The 24,463-nt window shown below is 65.8% G+C and carries 24 protein-coding genes; 9 read left to right on the top strand and 15 right to left on the bottom strand.

The genetic code is table 11. The features are described 5' to 3' along the window. Positions 1-27: 27 nt before the first annotated feature. The 3 genes from ACTHQX_RS19765 to ACTHQX_RS19755 form a co-directional block, all read right to left on the bottom strand. Positions 28-1,410 carry an MFS transporter gene (locus tag ACTHQX_RS19765; protein WP_440158851.1) on the bottom strand — a complete coding sequence of 461 codons (1,383 nt, stop codon included), beginning with the start codon at positions 1,408-1,410 and terminating at the stop codon, positions 28-30. 131 nt (positions 1,411-1,541) lie between these two features. Then, entirely contained in the window at positions 1,542-2,558 is a 1,017-nt protein-coding gene (locus ACTHQX_RS19760; RefSeq protein ID WP_440158853.1) for a PHP domain-containing protein, read from the bottom strand. 6 nt (positions 2,559-2,564) lie between these two features. Beyond that, positions 2,565-2,942 (bottom strand): VOC family protein, encoded by a 378-nt coding sequence (locus ACTHQX_RS19755; protein ID WP_440158854.1) that lies wholly within the window; start codon positions 2,940-2,942, stop codon positions 2,565-2,567. A gap of 121 nt (positions 2,943-3,063) precedes the next feature. On the opposite strand from ACTHQX_RS19755, the gene ACTHQX_RS19750 reads away from it, so the two are divergent. The 6 genes from ACTHQX_RS19750 (at position 3,064) to ACTHQX_RS19725 (ending at position 7,420) form a co-directional block, all read left to right on the top strand. After that, on the top strand, positions 3,064-3,657 hold the full coding sequence (locus ACTHQX_RS19750) for a hypothetical protein (RefSeq protein WP_440158855.1): 594 nt from the start codon (positions 3,064-3,066) through the stop codon (positions 3,655-3,657). Between the two features lie 9 nt (positions 3,658-3,666). Next, positions 3,667-4,134: an SRPBCC family protein gene (locus ACTHQX_RS19745; RefSeq protein WP_440158856.1), complete on the top strand. Its 468-nt coding sequence runs from the start codon at positions 3,667-3,669 to the stop codon at positions 4,132-4,134. 108 nt (positions 4,135-4,242) lie between these two features. After that, positions 4,243-4,449, top strand: a complete 207-nt coding sequence (locus ACTHQX_RS19740; RefSeq protein ID WP_236806081.1) for a hypothetical protein — start codon at positions 4,243-4,245, stop codon at positions 4,447-4,449. Between the two features lie 163 nt (positions 4,450-4,612). Next, positions 4,613-5,215 carry a TetR/AcrR family transcriptional regulator gene (locus tag ACTHQX_RS19735; protein WP_440158857.1) on the top strand — a complete coding sequence of 201 codons (603 nt, stop codon included), beginning with the start codon at positions 4,613-4,615 and terminating at the stop codon, positions 5,213-5,215. Positions 5,216-5,289: 74 nt separating this feature from the next. Next, complete coding sequence (locus ACTHQX_RS19730) at positions 5,290-6,213, top strand: AEC family transporter (RefSeq protein WP_440158859.1); 924 nt, start codon at positions 5,290-5,292, stop codon at positions 6,211-6,213. 49 nt (positions 6,214-6,262) lie between these two features. Then, positions 6,263-7,420: a cytochrome P450 gene (locus ACTHQX_RS19725; RefSeq protein ID WP_440158860.1), complete on the top strand. Its 1,158-nt coding sequence runs from the start codon at positions 6,263-6,265 to the stop codon at positions 7,418-7,420. 82 nt (positions 7,421-7,502) lie between these two features. Here ACTHQX_RS19725 and ACTHQX_RS19720 read toward each other — a convergent pair whose 3' ends face one another. From ACTHQX_RS19720 to ACTHQX_RS19710, 3 genes are all read right to left on the bottom strand, one after another. Further along, on the bottom strand, positions 7,503-7,985 hold the full coding sequence (locus ACTHQX_RS19720) for a pyridoxamine 5'-phosphate oxidase family protein (RefSeq protein ID WP_440158861.1): 483 nt from the start codon (positions 7,983-7,985) through the stop codon (positions 7,503-7,505). Between the two features lie 116 nt (positions 7,986-8,101). Beyond that, positions 8,102-9,616: an APC family permease gene (locus ACTHQX_RS19715; RefSeq protein WP_440158862.1), complete on the bottom strand. Its 1,515-nt coding sequence runs from the start codon at positions 9,614-9,616 to the stop codon at positions 8,102-8,104. A gap of 51 nt (positions 9,617-9,667) precedes the next feature. Then, on the bottom strand, positions 9,668-11,110 hold the full coding sequence (locus ACTHQX_RS19710) for a flavin monoamine oxidase family protein (protein WP_440158863.1): 1,443 nt from the start codon (positions 11,108-11,110) through the stop codon (positions 9,668-9,670). Between the two features lie 143 nt (positions 11,111-11,253). Between ACTHQX_RS19710 and ACTHQX_RS19705 the strand changes: the two genes are divergently transcribed. Together ACTHQX_RS19705 and ACTHQX_RS19700 are read left to right on the top strand one after the other, a co-directional pair. Continuing rightward, positions 11,254-11,961 (top strand): TetR/AcrR family transcriptional regulator, encoded by a 708-nt coding sequence (locus tag ACTHQX_RS19705; RefSeq protein ID WP_440158864.1) that lies wholly within the window; start codon positions 11,254-11,256, stop codon positions 11,959-11,961. A gap of 72 nt (positions 11,962-12,033) precedes the next feature. After that, positions 12,034-12,618 carry a hypothetical protein gene (locus ACTHQX_RS19700; protein WP_440158865.1) on the top strand — a complete coding sequence of 195 codons (585 nt, stop codon included), beginning with the start codon at positions 12,034-12,036 and terminating at the stop codon, positions 12,616-12,618. 11 nt (positions 12,619-12,629) lie between these two features. Here ACTHQX_RS19700 and ACTHQX_RS19695 read toward each other — a convergent pair whose 3' ends face one another. From ACTHQX_RS19695 to ACTHQX_RS19670, 6 genes are all read right to left on the bottom strand, one after another. Next, positions 12,630-14,816 (bottom strand): putative bifunctional diguanylate cyclase/phosphodiesterase, encoded by a 2,187-nt coding sequence (locus ACTHQX_RS19695; RefSeq protein ID WP_440158866.1) that lies wholly within the window; start codon positions 14,814-14,816, stop codon positions 12,630-12,632. A gap of 318 nt (positions 14,817-15,134) precedes the next feature. Then, a complete protein-coding gene (locus ACTHQX_RS19690; protein WP_440158867.1) occupies positions 15,135-16,253 on the bottom strand; it encodes an NAD(P)/FAD-dependent oxidoreductase in 1,119 nt (372 codons plus the stop codon). Between the two features lie 100 nt (positions 16,254-16,353). Continuing rightward, positions 16,354-17,397: a Gfo/Idh/MocA family protein gene (locus ACTHQX_RS19685; protein ID WP_440158868.1), complete on the bottom strand. Its 1,044-nt coding sequence runs from the start codon at positions 17,395-17,397 to the stop codon at positions 16,354-16,356. After that, on the bottom strand, positions 17,397-18,182 hold the full coding sequence (locus ACTHQX_RS19680; protein ID WP_440158869.1) for an amino acid ABC transporter ATP-binding protein: 786 nt from the start codon (positions 18,180-18,182) through the stop codon (positions 17,397-17,399). Before ACTHQX_RS19680 ends, ACTHQX_RS19685 begins: the two co-directional genes overlap by 1 nt. Continuing rightward, positions 18,179-18,967: an amino acid ABC transporter permease gene (locus tag ACTHQX_RS19675; RefSeq protein WP_111904624.1), complete on the bottom strand. Its 789-nt coding sequence runs from the start codon at positions 18,965-18,967 to the stop codon at positions 18,179-18,181. Before ACTHQX_RS19675 ends, ACTHQX_RS19680 begins: the two co-directional genes overlap by 4 nt. Positions 18,968-19,060: 93 nt before the next feature. After that, a complete protein-coding gene (locus ACTHQX_RS19670; protein ID WP_440158870.1) occupies positions 19,061-19,927 on the bottom strand; it encodes an ABC transporter substrate-binding protein in 867 nt (288 codons plus the stop codon). A gap of 177 nt (positions 19,928-20,104) precedes the next feature. On the opposite strand from ACTHQX_RS19670, the gene ACTHQX_RS19665 reads away from it, so the two are divergent. Next, a complete protein-coding gene (locus ACTHQX_RS19665; RefSeq protein ID WP_440158871.1) occupies positions 20,105-21,235 on the top strand; it encodes a LacI family DNA-binding transcriptional regulator in 1,131 nt (376 codons plus the stop codon). On the opposite strand, the gene treS is transcribed toward ACTHQX_RS19665, so the two are convergent. The 3 genes from treS to ACTHQX_RS19650 all read right to left on the bottom strand — a co-directional run bounded on the left by treS (position 21,181) and on the right by ACTHQX_RS19650 (position 24,401). Then, on the bottom strand, positions 21,181-23,373 hold the full coding sequence (gene treS / locus ACTHQX_RS19660; protein ID WP_440158893.1) for a maltose alpha-D-glucosyltransferase: 2,193 nt from the start codon (positions 23,371-23,373) through the stop codon (positions 21,181-21,183). The genes ACTHQX_RS19665 and treS overlap by 55 nt on opposite strands. A gap of 315 nt (positions 23,374-23,688) precedes the next feature. Further along, positions 23,689-24,012 carry a hypothetical protein gene (locus ACTHQX_RS19655; RefSeq protein ID WP_440158872.1) on the bottom strand — a complete coding sequence of 108 codons (324 nt, stop codon included), beginning with the start codon at positions 24,010-24,012 and terminating at the stop codon, positions 23,689-23,691. 116 nt (positions 24,013-24,128) lie between these two features. Next, positions 24,129-24,401, bottom strand: a complete 273-nt coding sequence (locus ACTHQX_RS19650) for a hypothetical protein (RefSeq protein ID WP_440158873.1) — start codon at positions 24,399-24,401, stop codon at positions 24,129-24,131. Positions 24,402-24,463 lie beyond the last annotated feature (62 nt).

Below are 24,463 nucleotides of genomic sequence, written 5' to 3'. Positions count from 1 at the left end.
GTGATCCCCTCGTCGTTTGCCGCAGCGTCAGTACTTGGTGTCGTCGAATTCGTCGGCGGCGACTGCTTCTTCACCGACAGCGGCGTGGGTGCCCGGCTTCACGTGCCCTTCGGGACGTTTGCGGGCGTACAGGAAGGTGGCGATGGCGGTGACGGCGAGGCAGGCGGCCAGGAAGAGCAGGCCGGAGCGGTTGTCTCCGGTGGCATCATTGAGCACGCCCACGATGTACGGCGCCACGAAGCCGCCCAGGTTGCCGAGTGAATTCACCATCGCGAGCCCGGCCGCGGCCGCGGCTCCCACCAGCGCGGTGGACGGCATGGCCAGGAACGGGGCGATGGCCGAGTAGATGCCCATGGCCGCGAGGGTCAGGGCGATCAGGGCCAGGATGGCGTTGACCTGCACCAGGCTGCCGGCAGCCACCAGGCCGACGGCGGCCATCACCATGCTGATGCTGGCGTGCAGCACGCGGTTGCCGGTGCGGTCGGACCGCCTGCCCCAGTAGTAAACGAACACCGCAGCGATCGTGTACGGGATGGCGACGATGAAGCCCACCTCCGTGGTGCTGAACTTGCCCAGCGCGGCGACGATGGTGGGCATCCAGAGGCCGAGGCCGTAGATGCCGCAGACCAGTCCGAAGTACAGCGCCGAGTAGGCGATGGTCCGGGAGTCCTTCAGGCCGGCGAGGAAGTGGTGCGGCTGGCCCTTTTGCTTGTGGGCCAGTTCCTCGTCCATGGTCCGGGTGAGCCATTCCCGTTCATCCGCGGCGAGCCACTGGGCGTGGCTTGGCTTGTCCGTCATCAGCACCGGCGTGAGCAGCCCGAGGAGGATGGCCGGGATGCCTTCGATGATGTACAGCCACTGCCAGCCGTGCAGGCCTGCGATGCCTTCCATCTGCAGCAGAAGGCCGGACACCGGTGCGCCGAGCGCGTTGGAGACCGGCTGGGCGAGGATGAAGATGCCCAGCACCAGCACACGTTGGGCGGCGGGGAACCACAGCGTCAGGTAGAAGAGAATGGCCGGGAAGAAGCCGGCCTCGGCCGCTCCGAGCAGGAAGCGGATGATGTAGAAGGTGGTCTCCCCGTTCACCAGCGCCATGGCCGTGGCGAAGATGCCCCACGAGATCAGGATGCGTGCGATCCACTTCCGGGCGCCGAACCTGTACATGCCTGCGTTGCTGGGGATCTCCAGCAGTGCGTAGCCGATGAAGAACATGCCCGCACCGAGGCCGTAGGCTGCGGCACTGAGGCCGATGTCCTCGCTCATGGTCAGCTTGGCGAAACCCACGTTGTTCCGGTCCAGGTACGCCACGAAGTAGAGCAGCACAATGAGCGGCATGAGCCGGCCGCGCACTTTTCGAAGGGTCCGCCGGCCAAGTTCGTCGAGATGGTTAGCGGGATTCGCAGCGCTCATGGTGCACCTCGCAGGAAGAGACGGACCCGCCGGGGTTCCTCGGCGGAACAATTAAGGTTTACCACTCCGTGCACAGATAGTCATTATGCTTACTAAATTCCTGAGCAAAGGCATCCTTCTATTGGGTGCCGCTAGTTCCTGCTGTTCAGCCACTCCAGCAGCCGGTCCAGCGGCCACGTGGTGATGATGCGTTCAGCCGGAACCCCGTTGCGTTCTGCCCGCTCGGCGCCGTACTGCAGGAAGTCGAGCTGCCCCGGCGCGTGGGCGTCGCTGTCGATGCTGAAAAGGCAGCCGGCCTCGAGTGCCAGCTGCATCAGGTTGTCCGGCGGGTCCTGCCGTTCCGGCCTGGAGTTAATCTCGACGGCGACATTGGCTTCCGCGCAGGCCGCGAAGACCCGCTCGGCATCGAACTCGGACTCGGGACGGGTCCCGCGGGACCCCTGCAGCAGGCGGCCGGTGCAGTGGCCCAGCACGTTGGTGTGTGGATCGCGGATTCCACCGAGCATCCGGTCCGTCATGGTGCGCCGGTCCGAGCGGAGCTTGGAGTGCACACTGGCCACCACCACGTCCAGCCGGTCCAGCATCTCCGGCGTCTGGTCCAGTTCGCCGTTTTCCAGGATGTCCACCTCGATGCCGGACAGCAGCCGGAAGCCGCCGTCGGCGTTCAGCCCGGCCACCACATCCAGCTGCTCGGCGAGCCGCTCAGCAGTCAGCCCGTTCGCGATCTTGAGGTTCGGCGAGTGGTCCGTTAGGGCCAGGTATTCGCGGCCCAGGTGACGGGCGGCGGCCGCCATCAGCTCCGGAGGGGAACCGCCGTCGGACCAGTCACTATGGCTGTGCAGGTCGCCGCGCAGCTGCGCGCGGAGCCCATCTCCTCCGGCAGCGAGTGGCTTGGCGCCGCCCTGCCGCAGCTTTTCCAGGTAGTCAGGCACATCGCCGTCCACAGCCTGCCGGATGACGTTGAAGGTGGTGTCCCCGATCCCCTTCGTCCGCTTGAGCCGCCCGTCGCGGGTGCGCTCCGCCACCTCGGCCGGCGTCAGCCCATTGATGACGCCCGCGGCCTTCCGGAAGGCCTGGACCTTGAACGTCGGCGCGGCGGAGCGCTCGAGCCAGAAGGCAATCTCGTTGAGGGCGTCAGCGGCGTCCATGCAGTATCAGTCCTGGTGCAGCTGGATGTAGTTGCCGCAGCCGTCGTCGAACACTGCGGTGATCCCGAAGGGGTCCTCGGCAGGCTCACCCTGGAACCGGACGCCGGCAGCGGTCAGCCGTTCATACTCAGCCCGCACATCCGGGGTGCCGAAGACTATGGCAGGGAGCCCGGCCTCTCGCAGCCCCTTGCTGTAGGCCGCAGCGATGGGATTGTCGCTGGGCTCCAGCAGCAGGCCCACGGTGCCGGCCTCCCCTGGGTCCTTGACGATGAACAGGTTATGTTCGGGCATGGCCATGAGCGTTTCGAAGCCGAGGGTCTCCGTGTAAAACGAGTGCGCCGAGGCGGGGTCCTGGACATGGATGCTGCACATTTTGAGTCGCATGGCGCCTACGCTAGCCGCGGCCGCGGCTGCAAACCAGCCCATTGACCAGGGCTTCAGTACAGGATGCAATTTAAGTGCGGCCCGAAATGCCGGGCAGCGCCCGTCCTTGGGAGGTGCAGTGGTGCCCGCAGTTTCCGAAGCCGCCCCGTTGGGGCTGCTGCAACTGGTCCTCTGGAGCGCAGTACTGGCGGCCGCCGTCGCCTGCACGGTTTTTGTCGTGCGGCACCATTCAGAGAGGTCCGACGGCGACAGTCCAGATTTGCTGTTCTGGGACCTTTTCGGTGGCGCCGCGGTGATTGCCCCGGCCCTGCTCATCCCTGCGGTGGCATCGCCGCCGGCCGGCCTGGCCATGGTGGCCGTGGCGGTGCTGAGCGGCGTTGCCGCGTACCGCGGCAGCCCTGCGGTGCTTTCCTGGTACGAAATCCGGCGGCGCCGGCGGATGGACGGCCCGCTCTGCCGGGCGGCCGCCGTCGTGCATGAAGAGATCCTGGGACGCTGGGCGCGGTACGAACTGGACCCCGCACTCGCCATCAGCTATCCGGACCTTACGGACGTGGCACGGCCTGAGACGGCTGCTTTCGTGAAGGCCCTGCGGGAGGCCGAGACGCTGAAAACCGCCTGGGATTCCGGATATCCGCATGCCGTGGACCGTCTCGGCCGGGCGCTCGAGCGCGCCGAAACCGCAGCGGGGGTCCCGGCGGGCCTGCGGCCGTAGGATGGGCCCATGTCAACGTACTCAGTCACGCGCAGCACTGTCATCCCCGCCCCGGCCAAGGACGTGTTTCCGCTGGTCAACAGCTTCCACGAGTGGCCCAAGTGGTCGCCCTGGGAGTCCGTGGACTCGGACATGAAGAGGACGTACTCCGGCGCGGAAGCCGGCGTCGGCGCCAAGTATGCCTGGAGCGGTAACCGCAAGGCCGGCGCCGGCACCATGGAGATCGTCGAGTCGAAGGAAGCTGACGTCGTTCGGCTCCGGCTCGAGTTCACTAAGCCGTTCGCCGCAGTCAACCCCACTGCCTTTACATTCGTTCCGGAGGGTGGAGGAACCCGTGTCACCTGGACCATGGTCGGGGAGCACAAGGGCATCGGCAAGATCTTTGCGCTGTTCATGAACATGGACAAGATGGTGGGCGGCGACTTCGAAAAGGGCCTGGCATCGCTGGCTACCGCCGTCGGTAACAGACAGGCTTAGTCCCGCTTCTTCGGCCGCGGGTTCTTGCCTGCACTTGTTCGAGGGGCCTTTTTCCGGAATGGTAGTAAGCATCCTTAGCAGTTCCGGAAATCGCAAAAGGAGAATCCCATGCAGATCGACAAGTCCCAAATCCTCGAATTCCTGAGGTCGCAAGGCGACAATGACAAGGCCGCACAGGCTGAAAATGAGCTGCCGGACCAGGTGGACACCGACCAGCACGCCGGGCTTCTCTCCAAGCTCGGCATCAATCCTGCGGACCTGCTCGGCAAGCTTCCCGGCGGGTTGGGGGACAAGCTTGGGGGCCTCGGGCTGTAGCCGTATCGAGGTCTAGCTAGAACCGGCTCCGGCCGGGCCGCAGCACCGAAAAGACGGGTTTCCCGCGATTTGGCGGAAAACCCGTCTTTTCTGTGCGCGTGGACGCTGGATTATCGTCTAAACAGAGCACTGATCGATGTGAACCAATGGAGGGGCAGGACGCATGAAGCCAGAAGCTGCGCCGCGGCAGCGCCGCCTCCGGCAGGATTCGATCCGCAACCAGCAGGAACTCGTAGTGGCTGTCGGCGAGCTTCTCCGCGAGGACCCGGACTCGGCAACCATGCCCGCCGTGGCAGAACGCGCGGGCCTGTCCCTGGCCACGGCCTACCGGTACTTTCCGACGCTCGACGAGCTGCACCGCAAGTTCATGCTGAGTGTCATTGACGAGCTTTACGAGTCGACGAAGAGCCTGAAAAGCACCGGAAGGGACCTCTTCAATGACACCATGGCGCAATGGCTCAAGGTGGTGGCCGAGTACGGCCCCGCCATGGTCCTTGTCCGTTCCCGCGAAGGGTTTCTGACCAGGCTGCAGGCCGGCGAACCCCACGCCCACGCCCTGGAGCGGGTATGGGGGCCACCCGTCCGGCAACTGCTCGAGGAAGCCAACATCGAGCCGAACCAGCTTCCTTATGCACTTTCCCTGTTCAACGCGATGTTCAACTCCAGGGAAATAATGGATTTCCGGGCCGTGGAAAACATGCCGGACGAGCAACTCGTGCAGCGGTGCAGCCGCCTCTACTGGAGCGCCATCCAAGGGCTGCGCTAAATAACACTGTAGTCTTAGATAAGCGCCAGCCACCCGGCGTCGTAATGGCGAAACAGACGAGCGAGGACAGCGGCTTGGATGGAGTCTTAAAGGGATTCTTTGTGGTGGGCGTGGTCCTGCTCGTTGGCTACATCTTGGCCAGGACAAATGCCCTTGGGCCGCACGGGACGAAGGTGCTGTCCACCCTGACCTTCATGGTCGGGCTGCCAAGCCTGATGTTCTCCACGATCGCTTCGCGGCATATCTCCGAAGTCCTCAGCCAGACAGGCCTCATTTCCGTTGTCACGGCACTTTGCTGCATGGCGCTTTTCGCGCTCAGCGGAGCGATCGGGAGATGGGGCGTCCGGCGCACCACGGTCGGCGCACTGGCCACCGGAATCGTCAACTCCACGAACCTCGGCGTTCCGCTGTCCCTGTACATTCTCGGCAGCGCCACGTTCGTCACGCCGATCATGCTGTTCCAACTGGCGCTCGTAACCCCGGTGGCGCTGACCATCCTGGACCTGACCGATCCTGACGGGAAAAGAACGTCCGTGTGGAGCATCCTCTCCACTCCTCTGCGCAACCCCGTTACCGTGGCAGCGATCCTCGGCGTCATTGTCAGCGCGGCCGGAATTGAGCTACCGGCGTTGGTCCTGGATCCCCTGAAGCTGGTGGCCCAGCTGACGGTTCCGCTGATGCTGATCATTTTCGGCATGTCGCTCCACGGCCTCTCTCCGCGCCAAGACTCGGTGGACCGCGTCCCCACGCTGTTCGCCGTCGTTCTCAAGTCGGCCGTCCAGCCGGTACTCGCCTGGCTGCTGGCCGTGTTTGTGTTCCACCTCGATGCCTTCAGTACTTTCGTTGTGACCGCCTGCGCGATCCTTCCCACCGGGCAGAACGTGGTCCTCTACGCAGTCCGGTACGGCGTGGGCAAAAACCTTGCGCAGTCCACGGCGGTCATTACCTCGGCTTTGGCAATCCCCCTGCTTCTGGGGGCGGCCTGGCTGTTTGGATGAGTCCTGCACAGGTACTGACGGCGGGCGCATTCCCGGAATAAACTCTGCCATGGACTTCGTGAACCCTGAGGGGCCGTCGCTGGATCCCTTCCCGCTGTACGAACGGATGCGGGAATCCGCTCCCATCTTCCATGACGAGCGATCCGGAAGCTGGCATGTCTACGGGTACGACGACGTCCAGCGGGTCTTGTCCGAACACGGGACGTTCTCGTCCAGGATGGGAGGCGACGATCCATCCGAGACCGGCCAGCTGTTCGCGGCGAGCCTGATCACCGCCGATCCGCCCCGGCACCGGCAGTTGCGCTCCCTCGTGACCCAGGCCTTCACCCCCAAAGCAGTGGACGCCCTTGCGCCGCGCATCTCGACCCTGACGGAGGAGCTGCTGGACGGGATTGCCTCTAAGGGATCGGCAGACCTCATCGACGAGTTGGCCTACCCACTGCCGGTGATCGTGATCGCGGAGCTCATGGGCATCCCCGCCGAGGGCCGCGGCCGCTTCAAGCACTGGTCCGATGTGATCGTCAGCCAGACGCAGACCGGAGCGCAGACTGCCGACCACAGCTCCACGAACCGGGAAATGACCGAGTACTTCCTGGCCCTGATCGAACAGCGCAGGCGCCAGCCCGGAGCTGATCTGATCAGCAACCTGCTCGTGGCCGAGATCGACGGGCAGAAGCTGAGCGTGGCCGAGCTACTGGGCTTCTGCAGCCTCCTGCTCGTGGCCGGCAATGAAACCACCACCAACCTCATCGGCAACGCGGTCCTCTGTTTCACCGAACAGCACGGAACGATGGAACGCCTCCGCGCCGAGCCGTCCCTGCTCCCCCACGCCATAGAAGAAGTGCTGCGCTACCGCTCTCCCGTCCAGTCGATGTACCGGGTGACAGCGGCTGACACCACGGTGGGCAACGTCCAGGTGCCGGCTGGCGCCCCGCTGGTTGCCTGGATCGGTTCAGCCAACCGCGATGAGCGGCAATTCCACCGTCCAGAACAGTTCGACATCGACCGGACACCGAACCGGCATCTCGCCTTCGGCCACGGCATCCACTTCTGCCTCGGCGCCCCGCTGGCCAGGCTCGAAGCCAGGATTGCACTGCAGGGCATTCTGGACCGGCTCCCCGGACTGGCCCTCGCCCCGGAAGCCCACCTCGAACGGATGGACAGCACCATTATTTACGGAGTCAAGGAGCTGCCCGTCAGGTGGTAAACAGCAACGCGGGGTCACTTAGCGCCCAATACGGACCTCCGAATGGGCGCTAAGTGACCCCGCGTTGCGCTTGGTAGCGAAGTTACAGCTCCACAGTGCCGCTCTCGCCGACGCTCACGCGGCTGTGGGTGACCTTCGACTTGACCCACTGCAGGACAGTCGCCGCGGTGCCGCCAGGGCTGGTCCAGTACTCAGCGGAGTCGGAGTCCAGGCGCAGCAGGACCACCTCGGGCGTGTCCGGGCCGTCCGGGAACCAGGCCTCGACGGACTGGTTCCACAGTTCGCGGATCTTGGCACGGTCGCGCACCACTTCGGCGGTCCCTGCCACGGAGACCCACTCGGTGCCCTTGCCGAAGGACACGTTGACCCTGGCGTCGGCGGCGACGTGGGCCACCTGGGAGGTTCCCTCGCCAGTGAAAAACCACATGTCGCCGTCGTCCTTCACGTCCTGGACGGCCAGCGGCCGGCTGACCAGGGCGCCTTCTTCGTTGAGGGTGGTGAACATTCCGATGTGGGAATGGTTGATGATGTCCGTGACCTTGCTGATGCTTTCCGTGCCCGTCATGCTGTCACCTCGTTCTGCTCGAGTACGTTCTCAGTACGTTCAGTTGGACCGGGTCATTGCCCTACCCGCCACCCTATTGGTAAGCGTGCTTAGTTTCCAGTCACAGTACCCGGTGATCAGAGGCCCCGCGCCAGCACCTTGCCCTTGAAGAACTCGGGCCGGACCCGGGCCATTACCAGCATGGTGACCACGCCGAGCAGGATGACGCCCATGCCCAGGATGAACACCATGCCCACGCCGCCCACGGATGAACCGGAACCGTACTCCGGATCCATGGAGTCGTACGCCGTCTTCACGAACATCACCAGCAGGATCACGCCGCCCAGCAGCGGAGCCAGGAACTTGAAGAAGAACGCCCGGGGGCTGCTGAACGCCACGGCCCGGAAGAACCAGACACACGCGAGCGCCGTGATCCCATAGTAGAAGCAGATCATCATGCCCAGCGCGGTGATGGTGTCCCACAGCGCATTCTCCGACGTGGTCCGGGTGATGACGTAGAACGCCGCTGCGGCAGCAGCCGCCGCAATCGTGGCGTAGCTCGGCGACTTGAAGGTGGGGCTGACCTTGCCGAATTTCCCGGGCAGGGCTTTGTAGTGACCCATGGCCAGCAACGTGCGGGCCGGGGAAACGAACGTGGACTGCAGCGACGCCGCCGAGCTGCTCAGGATGGCCAGCGACATCAGGATGGCGAACGGCCCCATGACCGGCCCGGACAGGACCGCAAAGATGCTGGACTGGTTGTCCGGATTGCCGGCGCCCAGGCCCGCCTCCCCCACGCCCGCGAAGGACAGCGTGGCCAGTGCGGCCGTCATGTAGATGGCCACGATAACGACGACGGTCACGGTCGCCGCCCGCCCGGGGGTCTTCTCCGGATTCCGCGTCTCCTCGTTCATGGTCAGGGTCACGTCCCAGCCCCAGTAGATGAAGATCGACAGTGACACCCCGGCCGCGAAGGCTGAGAAGGAGTCCACGGCGAAGGGGTTGAACCAGTCCGGCGAGATGGCCGTGGCGTCGAAGGCGGTCCCGTTGGCCACGTGCACGAACGCGGAGACTGCGAACCACCCCAGCACCAGGAGCTGGAACCCCACCAGGACGTACTGGACGCCCTTGGTGGTTTCCATGCCGCGGTAAGAGATCCAGCACGCCGCCGCGATGAACACCAGGGTGGTGGCGATGTTCAGTGGCAAATTCTTTGACAGCTCAGCGATCCCGGGGTTGCCGAGCAACTGGGCGAGCATCAGGTAGAAGAAGTCGACGGCGACCGCCGCCAGGTTGGACAGCACGATGATGGTGGCGGCGATCAGCCCCCACCCGCCCATCCAGCCGATCCACGGGCCAAAGGCGCGCGTTGCCCACGTGAAGGAGGTCCCGGCGTCGGGCATTGCGTTGTTCAGCTCCCGGTAACCGAGCGCCACCAGCAGCATGGGGATGAAGCCCACGAGGAAGACCGCCGGCAGGTGCACGCCCACCTCGGACACGGTGGGGCCGAGGGCCGCGGTGAGCGTGTACGCCGGCGCGATGCAGGACACCCCGATCACCACGGCCCCGACCAGCCCGACGGACCCTGCCTTGAGGCCCTTTTCACTCAGGCTTTTGTGCGCGTCCGGGGTGACGGCGGCTTTTGTACTCATGGGATTGCCTCTTGTCATTCATCGTTGAATGGGATGTGCGCGGCTGCGCTGTTAGCCGACGGCGGCCGTTGCGTTCGCCAGTTCAGGTGCACCGCTCAGTTCAGGTGCAGCCTGTGCTTCGGTGGACGCGGCAGCTGCGGCGATGCGGGCGGCCGTGGACTGGCCCATGCGGACCGCCCCGTCCACGTGCTGGTAGCCTTCGGCGGCGAGGTCGGAGGAGCACCAGTAGATGGGGCCGACGGCTGCGTGCTGGTCCTTGCCGTAGCGGTGCAGCCCGCCGAGGTCGTAGCTCGCAGCGTAGGCGCCGCGCGTCCATTCCTCGGAGCCCCAGTCGGATTCGTAGTACACCTCGGGCTCGAGGGCCTTGTCCCCCAGGAAGCCGGCGATCGACTCCAGGATGGCCTTCTTGCGGTCCTCGGCACTCAGCTCGAAGACGGCGTCGGCCTTTTCGTCGGAGATGAAGCCCACGAGCGTTCCGCGGGTGTCGCCGTGGTTGGTGTTGTCGTAGACCTCCTGGACCAGCGAGCCGGCGCCGAACCCCGTGCCGGAGAGCCCGTCCTCGCGCCAGAAGGGCGTGCTGTAGACGGCGTGCACCTTGATGACCAGGCCCAGCGACTGGTGCTGGTGCATCTGGTGCTGGCGGCGCGGCAGCGGCGGGTTGAAGGAAACCCGCGAGTACAGGTTGGGCGGCACCGCCATGATCACGAAGCGGGCGTTCACCGTGGCCCGGTCGGAAACGGCCGTGACGCGATGACCGTTTTCGCCGTCGGCCTCCCAGTTAATGGTGCGCACCGGGCTGTTAAGGACGACGTCGGCCCCAAGTTCCGCTGCCTGCAGCAGCGAGACCTGCTGCATCCCGCCGATCACCCGCTTGTCCAGGATGAAGTCCTCATCCGTCAGGTGGGTGAAGGAGCCCGCGGAGGCGGCCATCAGGACGGCCTGCAGGGCGGAGAACGCGTGCGCCGGCTTGGTGAGCATGCCGCCGGCAATGAAGAGACCGATGTTGTTGCAGGCTTCCTCGTCCGGGGAGTTCTGGCGCAGCCAGTGGTGGAAGGAGATGGTGTCCAGCTCCCGCGCCTTGGGGTGCGCCCACGGTTCGGTGGCGCCGACCTCGGCCGCCAGTTCATCGAGCAGTGCGATGAGCTTGTCCATCTCGGCAGCCGTGGTGGCGCTGACCGGGAACATGTCGCCGGTGTAGCGGACCGGGGTGCCGTCCGCCCCGACGTAGACGGACTCGCCTTCACGGTAACGGGAGTACGTTTTCAGGCCGAGCTCCTCCAGCAGGGCCAGCAAGGCGGTCTGGTCCGGCGATACCCACTGGCCGCCGATTTCCAGCATGGCTCCGTCCACGGTGTCGGTCCACGTCCGGCCGCCCACGCGGTCGCGGGCTTCCAGCACGGCGACGGTCAGTCCGGCTCTTTTCAGTTCGCGTGCGGCGGTGAGGCCGGAGGGGCCGGCGCCGACGATCACTACGTCGCGGTCAAGATTCAGCATGATGTCCTTTCTCGGTGGCCGCGAGTGATGCGAACCACTAAATGAATGTCATTCATTTATAAAGAACTATAGAGCCTTTGGCGAGGGAGCGGAAGAGGCTGATGGAATAATGCGAAGGACGTTCACCCGGAGAAAGGTCAGCCATGCCGGCATCACCAGCCGTAGCAACAGCCGGTTCAGCATCAGCTGGCTCAGCAACAAATGGACAGGGCAGCCGGCGCCGCGCCGGGCGCCCCGTGGGCGGCGTGCTGGACAAGGCCGGCATCACCGAAGCCGCGCTGCGGCTGATCGAGAAAAAGGGCTACGACGGCCTGACCATGGCGGCGCTGGCGCGCTCACTGAACGTCGCGCCGTCGGCCCTGTATAACCATGTGAAATCCAAGCGGGACGTGCTCCTGCTTCTGGAGGACCATCTCGCCTCCCTCGTGGATGTCTCGGCGTTCGGTGCCGGCCCGTGGGAGGATGCCGTCCGGACGTGGGCCTGGAGCTACCGCGACGTGTTCTCCCAGCACACCCCGCTGATTCCGGTCATTGCCGTTCTGCCCGTGACCGACGCGCCGCAAACCCTGGCCATGTATGAAACGGTCAGCGCCGGCTTCCGCGACGCCGGTTTTCCCGAGGAGCGGATCGTCTCCTCGATCGTCGCGCTGGAGTCCTTCATCTTCGGCTCGGCCTACGACGTCACGGCACCGGCGGACATCTTTGATCCCGGAACCATGGCGGAGGCGACACCCAGCTTCACCGGTGCCGTCCGGAGCCTGGCCGAGCAGGGGCACGAACGGCCGGCCGACGTCGCCTTCAGTCTTGGCCTTGAGGCACTGATCAGCGGGCTGGGCGGCCTTCGGAGCTGATGCCATTTCCCGCATGGTCCAAGGGGACTAAAATTCCCTAATACGCAACGTTGCGAGCTCAAGGACGGCGCCATGACCGTGTTCGACCCGGAATCGCTGTTCTTTGAGTACAAGCTCCGGTACCGCGGAACGCCCGGACTGGAGCATGATCCCTCGGACTATCCGCTGCGCTGGGAAGTGGCGGTGAGCTGTCCGAGTCCCACCCCCGGCGGCGACGGGGAGCGGCAACTGGGGAGCGCCGTCGTCCAGGTTGTTCCCAAAGCCGGCATGATCAAACTCTTCCTCACCACCGGCGCGGCCGACAGGGAGATGGCCAAGGCCGTTGAGATGCTCACCATGGACCGTCCGGACCTGATCAGGGAGTACCTGCAGGACGGCGGGGACCTGATGATCGTCTCCTCGCTCGAGATCTTCCCGGAGTACCGCGGCGGCAGGACAGGCTACTCCGTGCTCAACGCCATCGTTGAAACGGTGGGCCGGTCCGTAAACCTGGTGGTGGTCCACGCCGCGCCGACCGACGGGGAAGGATCCCCACCGGAGGACTCGCCGGCGTATGACGAGGCTAAATCGGCCCTGCGGGCGTACTGGAGGGATTTCGGGTTCGAGGAGGCCACGGGCGACTACCTCGTGTTCTTCCACAAGAAAATCCTGGCCTGACAACACGCCGGCTACAGCGCGGACACGGCGAACCAGTCGTCCAGCTCGGCTGCAGGTACGGGGCGGAGGATATGGAACCCCTGCGCCTGGTCGCAGCCGTAGCTGCCCAGCTGGTCCAGTGCACCCCCGTCCTCCACTCCTTCGGCGACCACGGTCAGGCCGAGGCTGTGCGCGAGGTTAATCGTGGAGGCCACCAGGGCAGCAGCCCGAGGGTCCTCTGTCATCGAAACGATGAAGGAGCGGTCAAGCTTCAGCTCGTTGATGGGGAGGTCCCGGAGGTAGGCCAGTGAACTGTAGCCCGTGCCGAAGTCGTCAATGGCCACCCGTATGCCTCGGGACTGCAGCGCGGACAGGATATCCCTGGCGCGGACACGGTCCGGCATCATGAAATCCTCGGTGATCTCGACCATCAGCGCCGACTCCTCGAGGCCACGCTCCTTGATCATGGCGGCAATCCGGTCCGGCAGTTCTGCGTCAATGAGTGAGCTGGCCGAGAGGTTTGCAGCCACGGTCATTGGCCTGCCCTGCGAATGCCAGACGGCTGCCTGATCCAGGGCCAGGGTGAGCACGCGGTCATTCAGGGCGTTCATGAGCCCGCCCTCCTCTGCCAGCAGGAGGAACGAACCGGGGGCCAGCAGTCCGTGCCGGGGATGGTTCCAGCGGACCAAGGCCTCCACGCCCTTCGCTTCGCCGGTGAGCGCGTCCACCTTGGGCTGGTAATGCAGCACGAGCTGGTCCTCGATGAGCGCGGCGCGAAGCTCCTGGAGCATCCTCAGCCGCTCTTCCCCGGGACTGTGGTCCTCACTGGCGTACACGTGCCTGCCGCTGCGCGAGGCTTTGGCCCGGTACATGGCCGTGTCCGCCTTGCGCAGCAGCGTCTTCAGGTCCTCCCCCTGCTCCGGGAACAGGGCGATGCCGATGCTGACACCGACCTGAAGGGCAATGCCCCTCAGGGTAAGGGGCTCGCTCAGGGCTGCCCGGAGCCGGTCGGCAAGCTGCAGGGCTTCGTGCTCGCCGGCATCAAGGAGCAGGATGCCGAATTCGTCCCCGCCCAGCCGGGCTATCAGATCATCGGGGCCAAGGCACCGGCGAAGGCGTTCGCTGACCTGGATCAGCAGCCGGTCCCCCACGTCGTGGCCAAGGCTGTCATTGATTTCCTTGAATCTGTCTGCATCCAGCAGGAGGAAGGCGCACGGTGCACCCTGCCGCGCCTCGAGCACGGCAGGGGCGTCGGTATACAGCGCCCGCCGGTTCGGCAGCCCCGTCAGTTCGTCCGTCCTGGACTGCCGGCGCACCTCGGCGAGGGTGACCAACTGGCGGAAGGCCAGCTGGGTCCTGGTGCCCGCTGACACCAGGGTGGCCGCGGCGAGCCCGACGGCGAGTTCCGGCACCGGGACCCCGGTGCCCACGATCAGGACACCGAGCCCGGCGGCGGTGGCAACCATCGGAACGGCCGGCGTCCACGAGCCTTCACTGGCACCCTGGGCTTTTTCCTCCTGCCGGGCGAACCCGTCCGCCCAGGTTGCAATGAGGCACAGACCTGCTGTCCATCCTGCATCCAGGGGTGTTCCCAGGACGTAAGTGTTGTTTTCGAGCCTGAAGGCATAGGCAACATCGGCCGCAGCGAACACCATAAGTCCCAGCATCAGGATCACCCCGCTACGGCCGGTGGCAAGGCCCGGCACCGCAGCCATGCCCGCGGTCACGGCCAGAACCACAAGATCCATGAGAGGGTAGGCGACCGCAACGGACGTGGCGAACGAGGGGAATCCGCCGGCGGCCGACAGCAGCGGGCTGAGCAGGACAACCAGGACGGAGGCGGCACCGAGTGAGCCGACGACGGCGTCCAGCAGCACCGACCAGGCCAGCCGCTGGCGCAGCGGGAGCAGATAGACGAACAAGCCACCAAGGACCAGCGGATAAAACAGCAGGTAGCCCACATCCGCCGGCGACGGGAAGGGCAGCGAACTGGCCCCCGACAGCGAGGAGACGTAGAAAGTGCTCCCCGCAGCAAAGGCAGTCAACGCCATCGCCACCAGGGCGAGCGCGCGGCGCTCTTTGGCGCGGTAGGCCGCAAGCCAGGCCACTGCAGCCGGCGCCCACGAAGCGGGCATGCCCAACCCGAGGTCCACCAGGGGATTGAACCCCTCGCCGTGCGCCATCAGACCCGCCAGGTACAGGCCCAGAAACGCCCACATGAGCCACAGCAGCCAGGGCCGAGGTCCGGCCCGCCCACCGGACTGAAGCGATCTACGGATCACGCCTGTCTTCATCCGCCCCCCAGCATCAGATGCGCCCAGCAGTGACCGCATGTGACTCGTATCGTACGGCACCGGCACGGTTCATCCGATAGGCGCCTCGTGATTGTGACCGCCTCTTGACTTCTGGTTACCGGCCGGTAGCTTTAGGGAAGCACTCCGGGACCCCAGACACCCGGAGGATTCGCCAAAGAAGCCCCGCACCGTCTTTCGCGGACGGTGCGGGGCTTCCGCTTCCCTCTCCCGGGAGAACCGGGGTCAGGAGAAACGCGCCGGACGGAACGTGGACAGCATGGGGTGCCTTGCCCCGGTCAGGATCTCACCGGCGAGGAGTTCGCCGACAACGAGCCCCAGCGTCGCACCGGAGTGGGTGAACGCCACGAAGCAGCCGGGGACCTGGCCGAGCTCGCCCAGCACCGGCTCGCCGTCACCCGGAATGGGCTTGTAGCCGATCTTCCAGCTCGCTGGCTTGAGCTCGGGGTTGCCGGCAATGAGCTTGGAGGCTTCGTCCGCGAGTTCCTGCACCACATCGTCGGGGATGCTGAACGAACCGTCCGCGTGCTCCGTGATGTGCTCCTCGTACCAGTCGTGGTCCAAGGCAAGGGTGCTGCCCGGGTTGGGGCGCACGGCGGCCCGCGGGGTGTTCAGCGCGGCCCGCACGTCATGTTCCACCGGCTTGGTCAGCACCAGCATGGATACCGGCGAACCGTTGGGGATGTCCACACCCAGGGGCGCGACGACGGCGGGCGTCGCCGCCCCGCACGCCACCAGTACCGCCTCGGCGTCGTACGTCTCTCCCGCTTCCGTCTCGACGCCCACGGCCCGGCCGCCGTCGACCACCACGGAGGACTTTCCGGCGTTCAGCACCAGCCGGCCACCGCGCTCGTGGAACTCCTCCATCAGGAACTCCACCAGGTCCGGCAGGCTGACCCAGCCCTCACCCGGGTTGAAGATGGCATTTTCCGGAACAGCGGCCGCATCGATGCCCGGCGTGAAGGCGGCAATGTCCTTCGGGGCCAGGAGCTTGGAGTCGTAGCCGATGGACTTCTCGTAGGCATGGCGGGCCTCTGTGACCTCCCGCTGGCCTTCGGCGTTCCACATCAGCCCGCCGCCGAACTGCAGCCACTCCCGGCTGGGGTCGGCAGCGAACAGGGTGCGGTACCGGTCCACGCCGGCGAGGCGGAGCTGGTGGTACGGGGCGGACCGTTCGCCGGCGGAGTTGAGCCAGGAGAGCGAACGGCCGGTGGCTTCGCTCGCCAGCCCCTTCTCGGTCAGCAGCGTGACGGAGGCTCCTTCGCGGAGCAGGTGGACGGCGGTGGAGACGCCCAGGATGCCGCCGCCGATGATGGCGACGTGCTTGGTGTCGGTGGAGGACATGGTTCTCCCTTTCTGAGGAGTTTGGGCATGGTTGATGGGGACGCGGCTTTGGACTCCGCCGCGTCCGGAATGTTCAGGCGGTGAGGGTCAGGCCACGCCCCTAGACGACGGCGTGGATGCCTTCGATGATTTTGAGGACCTCGAGCGGTTCAGAAGGGTCAACGGGCAGCGGCCCCTCCCCGCGCAGGGCGGCGGCGAGCTGGACGTAAAACTCGGGGTAGGCGCCCCGCTCCGCAGGAACGGGACTGGTGGCACCATCCACGCCAAGAAGCCCCCAGGACTCCTGCGGATCAACGCCGTAGGCCTGATCCGACGGCATCATGCCGGCAGCGAGGGCGGGTTCCTGGCCGTCCAGACCCCACTTGGTATAGCCGGATTCCGAGCCGAGGACGTGGAAGCGCGGGCCCACCTGCGCTGCCATGCCGTTCATCCACAGCCTGGTGCGGACGCCGGACTCGTGCAGCAGGGAGACGAACGCTTCCGTGTCGGCGGCGCCGGGGTCGGACCCCCGGTTGGCCGTCTCCCCGTAGCTCTGTTCCACCGGGCCGAACAGCTGGACGGCCTGGTCAATCAGGTGCGCACCGAGGTCGTGCAGGATTCCGCCGCCCTGGGCAAGGGAAACGGTGTCGCGCCAGTTCCCGAAGCCCTCCGGCCGCCACCATTCAAAGCGGGATTCGAAGGTGCGCACCTCACCGAGGGCCTGCTGCCGGAGCAGTTTCTGCAGGGTCAGGAAGTCGGCGTCCCACCGGCGGTTTTGGAACACGGTGAGCTGCACCCCGGCCTCGGATGCCAGGGCGATCAGCTGCGTCCCCTGGGCGGAGGTTGGCACGAAAGGCTTGTCCACCACCACGTGGAGGCCGTGGGCGATGGCGGTGGCCGCGAGGTCGAAATGCGTGTGCGGCGGGGTGCCCAGGATGACCAGGTCCAGCTCCCCGGCCTGGGCGAACATCGACTCCGGCGTGGGAACGATGCGGGCCTGCGGGTAGAGCCTGGCCGCCTCGGCGGCCCGGGCAGGGTCCGCCGTTACGATCACGTCCAGTGAGTAGTGCGGGTCCGCCGCGATCAGCGGTGCGTGGAAGACCTTGCCGGAGATTCCGAAGCCGACGACGGCGGTCCGGAAGGGTGCCGCTGTACCGTTCGCCATCACAGCACCTCGGAGAGGAAGCGCTGCAGGCGTTCGCTGCGCGGGTTGTCGAAGAGTTCGGCCGGGGTCCCGGCCTCCACCACTTCGCCCTCGTCCATGAACACCACCTGGTCTGCGACCTTTCGGGCGAAGCCCATCTCGTGCGTGACCACCAGCATGGTCATGCCGCGGCGGCCGAGCCCTGCCATCAGGTTCAGGACGCCCTTGACCAGTTCGGGGTCCAGGGCGCTGGTGGCTTCATCGAACAGCATCACTTCCGGTTCCATGGCCAGCGCGCGGGCGATGGCCACGCGCTGCTGCTGGCCGCCGGAGAGGTCGCGGGGCCGGTGGTCGGCGCGCTCGGCCAGGCCTACTTCGGCCAGGCCGCGGCTGGCGCGTTCCCTGGCTTCTGCCTTGGACATTCCCTTGACGCTCCAGAGGGCCAGTGCCACGTTTTCGAGTGCCGTGTGGTCCGGGAAGAGGTTGAAGTGCTGGAAGACCATGCCGATGCGGGCGCGCAGGATGTCCGGCTTGACCTGCAGGGCGCTTTCGCCGGCGAGCAGCACGTCCCCGCTCTTGGGCTCATGCAGCCGGTTGACGCCGCGCAGCAGCGTGGACTTGCCCGAGCCCGAGGGCCCGATGATGCAGGTGGTGGTGCCCGGGGCGACCGAGAGGCTGACGTTCCGGAGGACCTCAATGTCCCCGTAGGCCATGGTCAGGTTCTTAAGCTCCAGGCTGGAGCCGTGGAAGGTATGGCTTCCCGCGTCCGTCTTGTTGGTGCTGGCGGTGTTGCTTGCGAGGTTCATGTGTTGCTCCCGGTGATCAGCGGCGAGGCCGCGTCGAGTTCGGTGACTTCCTTCAGGCCGGACGTGGGCGGAGTGGGCCGCCGGCGGCCGGTGCGGAACCTGTTGTCGAAGTAGTTGACCAGGTGGGTCAGGGGCACCGTGATCACCAGGTAGAAGATGCCGGCCATGACCAGGGGCGAGAGGTTGCCGGAGAGCACCGCGGCGTCCTGGCCCACCCGGAAGAGCTCGCGTTCGCTGACCAGCAGGCCCAGGAAGTAGACCAGGGAGGAGTCCTTGACGATGGCGATGAACTGGTTCACCAGGGCCGGCAGGACCCGGCGGACGCCCTGGGGGACCACCACGAGGGCCATGGACTTGGCATAGCTCATGCCCAGGGCCCGGCAGGCCTCGCCCTGGCCCTTGTCCACGCTGAGGATGCCGGCGCGGAAGATTTCGCCGATGTAGGCGCTAGCGATCAGGCTCAGCGCGATGATTCCCAGCGGGTAGGGCGAGGGCCCGAACACCGACTGGCTGAACCGGGCGAAGCCCTGGCCGATCAGCAAGATGGTGAGGATGGCCGGCAGGCCGCGGAAGAGGTCGGTGTAGATCCGGGCCGGAATACGCAGCCAGCGGGACCGCGAGATGCCCATCACGGCCACCACCATGCCGAGCACCACGCCAAGGATGGTGGCGGCGACGGAGATGATCAGCGTGTTCAGGAGGCCAACCCCGAGGAGTTGGGGCAGCACCTCGAGCATTGCTTCAAAGTCGAAGAAGGTACGGCCGATGATGTTGAGCCAGTCCATTTAGTGCTCTCAGACGTTAGTTGTTTTGTTCGGGTGCCGGGCGGGTGATGGAGTGCAGCCCGCCCGGCATGGATCGTGGTGAATCGATCCGGCTTACTTGCTTGCCGTCGGGGCAGGGGTGGCGGTCTGCTCGGCCTTGGGCAGGTACTGCTCCGGCATCGGCGAGCCCGGGAACCACTTCTGGTAAAGCTTCTTCCACGTGCCGTCTTCCATGGCTGCGGCCAGGCCCTTGTTCAGCGCTTCCTTGAAGGCGGGCTTGTCCTTGGCGATGGCGAAGCCTGCGGGGGCGTCGAAGGAGGGGATGTCAGCTGCGCTGACCAGGCCGTACTGCTCCTGGTAGGCCTTGGCGGCCTCGTAGTCGAGGAAGTGCGCGTCCACCGAGCCGCTGTTGACGGCGGAGATGGCAGTGTTGTTGTCCGGGAACCGCACCAGGTTGGCGGAGGTGAAGTTCTTCACCGCGTAGGCTTCCTGCAGCGTTCCCTGCACCACGCCGAGGCGCTTGCCGTTGAGGCCATCCACGTCCTTGATGCCGGAGGCCTTGGTGGTGATGACCGTCAGGTAGCCGGCGAGGTAGCCGTTGGAGAAGTCGACGGTTTCCTTGCGCTTGTCCGTGATGCCGATGGCGGCCACGCCAACGTCGAACTGGCCGTTGGCTACGGCGGAAAGCAGCCCGGAGAAGTCCTGGCCGGTGAAGACGACTTTGTCTACGCCGGCGCGGTGGGCCACGTCCTTGAACAGTTCGACGTCGAAGCCGGTGAAGTTACCCTGCGCGTCGGTGAAGGTATACGGCTTCGAATCGCCCAGGCTGGCCACCCGGATGGTGCCCTGTTCAATCAGTCCGTACGGGTTTTCGGCCGGGCTCGAGGTGGCGGAGGAGGAACCGCCGCAGCCCGAGAGGGCCAGGATTGCCGCCAAGGCTGCCGCAGCCACTGCTGCCGGGCGGAAGTTCAGTTTGATCACAGCGTTGTCCAATCGTGGGAGGGAAAGCGGTGCTGTCAGGGGCCGCCGAAGGATTTGGTCGATGAAGCTCTTGCTGAGTCCGGTCTCAGTCCCTACGATTGAGACCGGACTCACATCGATTGCTAGAAATGTAGCGGAACTCACACGCTACGTCAACAGCCCCTCTGAAAGGTGAACATGAGCAGTGACGGAGCAAGACGGCGGGACGTGACAGTTGCCGACGTCGCAAAAGCTGCCCAGGTCTCCAAAGCCCAGGCCGCCCGTGCGCTGGGCAACTACGGTGCTGTCAGCGATGATGTCCGCGAGCGGGTTCTTGCCGCGGCGGAAGAGCTGGAGTACCGGCCCAACGAGCTGGCACGCAGCATGAATACCGGGAAATCGCACACCATAGGCGTGGTGGTGGGCGACATCGAAAACCCGCATTTCGGCCTGGCCACCAGGGGGATCACGGACACCGCGAAGAAGAGCGGGTACAACGTCATCCTGATCAACACGGACGAGAACACCGCGGCGGAAGTGGACGCTGTCCGCGTGCTGCTCGACAAGAGGGTGGACGGCCTGATCGTCGCGCCGGCCTCGTCCGTGGAGACGCAGCACCTGCGGCGGGTCCACGAAGCAGGCCGCCCGCTGGTGCTCCTGGACCGCTCTGCTGATGGCCTCGCGCTGGAGACGGTCGCCGTCGACATGGCCTCCATCTCCTACGAATCAACGCGCTACCTTCTGGATGCCGGGCACCGAAGGATCGCCTTCATTTCGACGCTGCGCACCGACGCTGAGTACTCCGAGGGAACGCGGCTGGATTCATCGCAAATCTCGGACCGCCTGGCGGGGATGCGGCGGGCCTTTGCTGACGCGGGGCGCGAGTTCCCGGGGGACCTCGTCCGGCTCAACGCCGGCGATGCCGGCTCCATCCGGAACCTCACGCGCGAGGTGCTGCTCGGCACAGACCCGGCCACCGCCGTCGTGGCTTCAGACGGCCTGATTGCCCTCAGCGTGGTGGAAGCCGTCCAGGAGATGGGACTTCGAATCCCGGATGACGTGTCGTTCCTCATGTACGACGACTTCGCCTGGACCCGCCTGACCACGCCACCACTGACGGTGGTGGCGCAGCCGGTCTACGACATGGGGGCCGCGGCGGCGAGCGCCCTGATCAGGCAGATCGAGGGCCGCCCGCCTCTGGCCCCGGCGCCCGAGTTCAACGCCACGCTGGTCCGCCGGGGCTCGGTAGGCGCGGTGCCAGATTCAGAGCCGGCTCACTCGGCGTCGTCGTCCTTCTCGCCTTCCTTCAGGACCAGTGCCGTGCCCTGATAGGCGCCCAGCTCCAGGAAGAAGCTGTGCAGGTCGTCGACCTGCCCCACGGCCTCGCCGCTGAAGAGGTCGTGGACGCTGCTGCCGGGAACCAGGTGGCTCGACTGGATGCTGCCCGCAATGTCCTGGCCGGAGAAGTTGAGCACGGTCGCCTGCAGGTTCCCGTCCCCCAGCCGGTTAACCATGACCAGCAGGCCGCGCTGGGAAACTTCCGGCACGTCCAGCAGGGTGCTGGTGGCAATGCCGCTCTGTTCCCGGACAGCGAGGATTTTCTGCAGCCGCCGGGCGAAGGACGCCGGGTCCTTGAGCTGGTCGGGCAACGGGCCGTAGAGGCTGCGGGCACGGGGCATTCCGGCGGAGGAGGCCTCCGCGTCGGGGCTGGTGCCCATGATGTCGTGTGCGCCGCGGTTGATCCAGCGGGTGTCTCCCTGCGCGGTAAGCTCCCGCACTTTCTGGCGGTCAAGGGTGACGATGCCGGTGAGGTCCCACCCGGACAGGGCAAAGACACCGGGCTGCAGGGCGTTGTACATGGACAGCAGGATATGGACGTCCAGGATCTGGGCCCGCTGTTCGTCGGAGAGGTTCTCCGGGTCCTGGATGCCCAGGGCGGCCATGATGACGCTGGCCGTGGTGCAGGCGATGCCGTTGGTGGTGAACAACGCGTTGTAGGGCGCGTCCGGGCCCGTCAGCCGTTCGCGGAGGGTCTGCTGAACGTGCTCTGCCAGTTCGGCGCCGGTGAGCTCCTGGCCGTTGAGCTCGAACACGTCGTCCCTGTGGCCGGCGGCAAAATGGACCAGCTCGTAGGTCAGTTCGTCATGGTTCTGGAGGGCATGGACCAGTGATGCCTGGTCCACGCCGATTTCCATGGCCAGCCGCAGTGTCAGGCGCAGGAATTCCGTATCGGCAGTCACCAGCGCGTAGTGGTAGGCCGGCCTGGTGACGAAGTCGTAGGAAAGGTCGGGACCCGCCTCGGAGGTGGCCTTGATGTCGTCGATGGTCAGGTTGAGTTCCTGGAAGGAGAACCCGCCCACCTTGCGGATCATGGACCCGATCAGCTGGTTTGCCGCTTCGGACAGCGGGTGCCCCTCGGACCAGCCAGGCTGCTCCTCGGCGCTCTTCTCCACGCCCAGGAACCCGTTCGCGTCCAGCCGCAGCGCGCCCGTGCCCAGGTCGAGCAGCGAGTGCAGCGCGTCACCGACCACCAGGCGCATTCCCGCAAAGGTGGGGTCCAGCCAGTTTATGGACGGCTGGCCGGCCTTGAAGTAGTGGAGGTAGACCCAGCGCCGGGTTTTCCCGGCCGTGTCCACGATCGCCCGGGTGGCGCTCCAGTTGGTCTCCTTGACCCCGGGTTCGTAGAAGATCACGCGCTGCAGCCGGCCGATGATGTACCCGGCCTCCTGCAGTGCCTGCTCCGCATCAGGGCTGATGTTGACTGAGTCTTCGCCTTCGGGAACGTCCGGCAGCAGGTGCCAGTCCTCTTCCGGAATGTCGATCATGTGATAGATGCCGGGGTAGTCCCGGAAGTTCATCTCGGCCAGGCGGAAGTCGGCCCCCTTGCCCGTGTGGCCGGGGACGATGTCATCGATCACGGTGCCTTCATGATCGGCAGCGACCTCGCACATCTTGCGGAATTCGTCCTCAGTGCCGAACACCGGGTCGATTGCCATGCTGATGCGGTCGAAGTGCCCGTCCACGCTCGGCGTCTGCGACCAGCCGCTGATGCCGCCGGCGAGCTTGACCGGGCCGGTGTGCAGACCCCTGATGCCGATCTCGCGGAAGGCGTCCCACAGCTCAGGATCGCCCAGCGCGGAGAGGAAGGACTGGCCCGGGCGCGTGATGAAGGACAGCGGGTAGGCCGTGAACCAGACGGGGGCGCGTTCCACGGCAGCCCGCGGGTTGGGATGGGCATACGAGTTCTGCCACATGCTGGCCTGCCCGGAGAGCTGCCGTGCCATGACGTTCGCATCCCCAAGCATGGCCTGGTTCCGCAGCCACTCAACATAGGCCGCGTTGCGCCCGTCGAATTCCAGTGATGGGCGGTCGGCGAAGAACTGGCGGCGGCGGGCGATCGGCCGCAGCGCCTTGGGACGGGCGGGATAGAACTGCTCGTCGTAGGTGATGTCGGCCGCTTCAGTCACTTCAGGCGCTTCGGCTGCTGAGTCAGCCGAGACTGCGTCGCCGGCCGCAGCCTCTTCGCCAGCCGGGACCGCCGCACCGTCCTGCCCGAAGCCATCGGGCTCGTCGGTGAATTCGTCCGCTGCTGAAACGCTGTTGTTGAAGCTTGCTTCCCGCACAGAGTTCTCCTTTATCGGTGGTTCCTGCGTGGCACCTCCCCCCGGGGTGTTCTTCAAGTCCTTCCGTACCCCGGCGTCGGGAGAGTATTCACGCTTGTCCGCTTCGCCCACCCTATGCCGACGACGGCGGGAATCACGATTGTTTTACGGGTGCGGTTCTCATGTGCTGAGGTTCCAGTGGGCCCGGATTGCTTCTGCGATCGGACTAACGGTGACGTCCACCCGGAAAGCAACGGGCGCGGTCCCTGTCTCTTCGATTGTCGTGTCACGGTACACGCGGCCGCATGAGGGACAGAGTGTGTAAAGATCCTCATCGGCGGGCCATTGCGCGAGCTCCGAGGGGAGGGAGGCGTTCGCGCCGGCGTAAACGGGCACGCCCTGTGAGTTGGCCTGTATTAGTCCGTCCCTGCTGACGGTGTTGCCGCACACGCAGGTGATGGTGGTGACGTCATGACCGGTGACGGCGGCGGTTTCAGTGTCCACGATAAGCTCCCCGGTGCTGGAAGCGACCTTCTGGTATTAGCTTATGCCTGCCGGAACGTTCGTGTCGCTGCACAGGAAAGCCCCGGACCCACAGGTCCGGGGCTGGCGAAAGTCCCTTACCGCTCGATGCTCACGGTGAGGTCCAAGTGGATGTCCGTGTCGGCGGCAAGGCGGGTCTGCAGGTAGCGGGCAAGGCTCGCGTCGGTGGCTGTGTGAGCGCTCTGCCGGATCGCACCGCGCAGGAGAGCCTTGGAATTGGTGGACTTGACCATGTCCAACGGCGCCCAGCCGCGGTGGGTGGACGTGAGGCGTTCCAAGTCGGTGCCGAAGGAGCGGCCGTGGCCGTCGCGGACTGTGGCGCACATGGTGAACGGGATGAAGGCAGGCAAAGATGTCCTTTCGCGGGGCAACCGGTCGTCGGAGCCCGCTTAGAACAAGGCCCCTTCGGCCG

Source organism: Arthrobacter sp. SAFR-023, from assembly GCF_051965295.1.
GTDB lineage: Bacteria > Actinomycetota > Actinomycetes > Actinomycetales > Micrococcaceae > Arthrobacter.
Note: the sequence above shows the minus strand (reverse complement) of the source record. Positions and strands in the feature narration are given on the sequence as shown.

Coding starts and splice junctions, on each gene's coding strand:
- ACTHQX_RS19765 (WP_440158851.1), bottom strand. CDS start 1,410: ATGAGCGCTGCGAATCCCGCTAACCATCTCGACGAACTTGGCCGGCGG.
- ACTHQX_RS19760 (WP_440158853.1), bottom strand. CDS start 2,558: ATGGACGCCGCTGACGCCCTCAACGAGATTGCCTTCTGGCTCGAGCGC.
- ACTHQX_RS19755 (WP_440158854.1), bottom strand. CDS start 2,942: ATGCGACTCAAAATGTGCAGCATCCATGTCCAGGACCCCGCCTCGGCG.
- ACTHQX_RS19745 (WP_440158856.1), top strand. CDS start 3,667: ATGTCAACGTACTCAGTCACGCGCAGCACTGTCATCCCCGCCCCGGCC.
- ACTHQX_RS19740 (WP_236806081.1), top strand. CDS start 4,243: ATGCAGATCGACAAGTCCCAAATCCTCGAATTCCTGAGGTCGCAAGGC.
- ACTHQX_RS19735 (WP_440158857.1), top strand. CDS start 4,613: ATGAAGCCAGAAGCTGCGCCGCGGCAGCGCCGCCTCCGGCAGGATTCG.
- ACTHQX_RS19725 (WP_440158860.1), top strand. CDS start 6,263: ATGGACTTCGTGAACCCTGAGGGGCCGTCGCTGGATCCCTTCCCGCTG.
- ACTHQX_RS19720 (WP_440158861.1), bottom strand. CDS start 7,985: ATGACGGGCACGGAAAGCATCAGCAAGGTCACGGACATCATCAACCAT.
- ACTHQX_RS19715 (WP_440158862.1), bottom strand. CDS start 9,616: ATGAGTACAAAAGCCGCCGTCACCCCGGACGCGCACAAAAGCCTGAGT.
- ACTHQX_RS19710 (WP_440158863.1), bottom strand. CDS start 11,110: ATGCTGAATCTTGACCGCGACGTAGTGATCGTCGGCGCCGGCCCCTCC.
- ACTHQX_RS19705 (WP_440158864.1), top strand. CDS start 11,254: ATGCCGGCATCACCAGCCGTAGCAACAGCCGGTTCAGCATCAGCTGGC.
- ACTHQX_RS19700 (WP_440158865.1), top strand. CDS start 12,034: ATGACCGTGTTCGACCCGGAATCGCTGTTCTTTGAGTACAAGCTCCGG.
- ACTHQX_RS19695 (WP_440158866.1), bottom strand. CDS start 14,816: ATGTGGGCGTTTCTGGGCCTGTACCTGGCGGGTCTGATGGCGCACGGC.
- ACTHQX_RS19690 (WP_440158867.1), bottom strand. CDS start 16,253: ATGTCCTCCACCGACACCAAGCACGTCGCCATCATCGGCGGCGGCATC.
- ACTHQX_RS19685 (WP_440158868.1), bottom strand. CDS start 17,397: ATGGCGAACGGTACAGCGGCACCCTTCCGGACCGCCGTCGTCGGCTTC.
- ACTHQX_RS19680 (WP_440158869.1), bottom strand. CDS start 18,182: ATGAACCTCGCAAGCAACACCGCCAGCACCAACAAGACGGACGCGGGA.
- ACTHQX_RS19675 (WP_111904624.1), bottom strand. CDS start 18,967: ATGGACTGGCTCAACATCATCGGCCGTACCTTCTTCGACTTTGAAGCA.
- ACTHQX_RS19665 (WP_440158871.1), top strand. CDS start 20,105: ATGAGCAGTGACGGAGCAAGACGGCGGGACGTGACAGTTGCCGACGTC.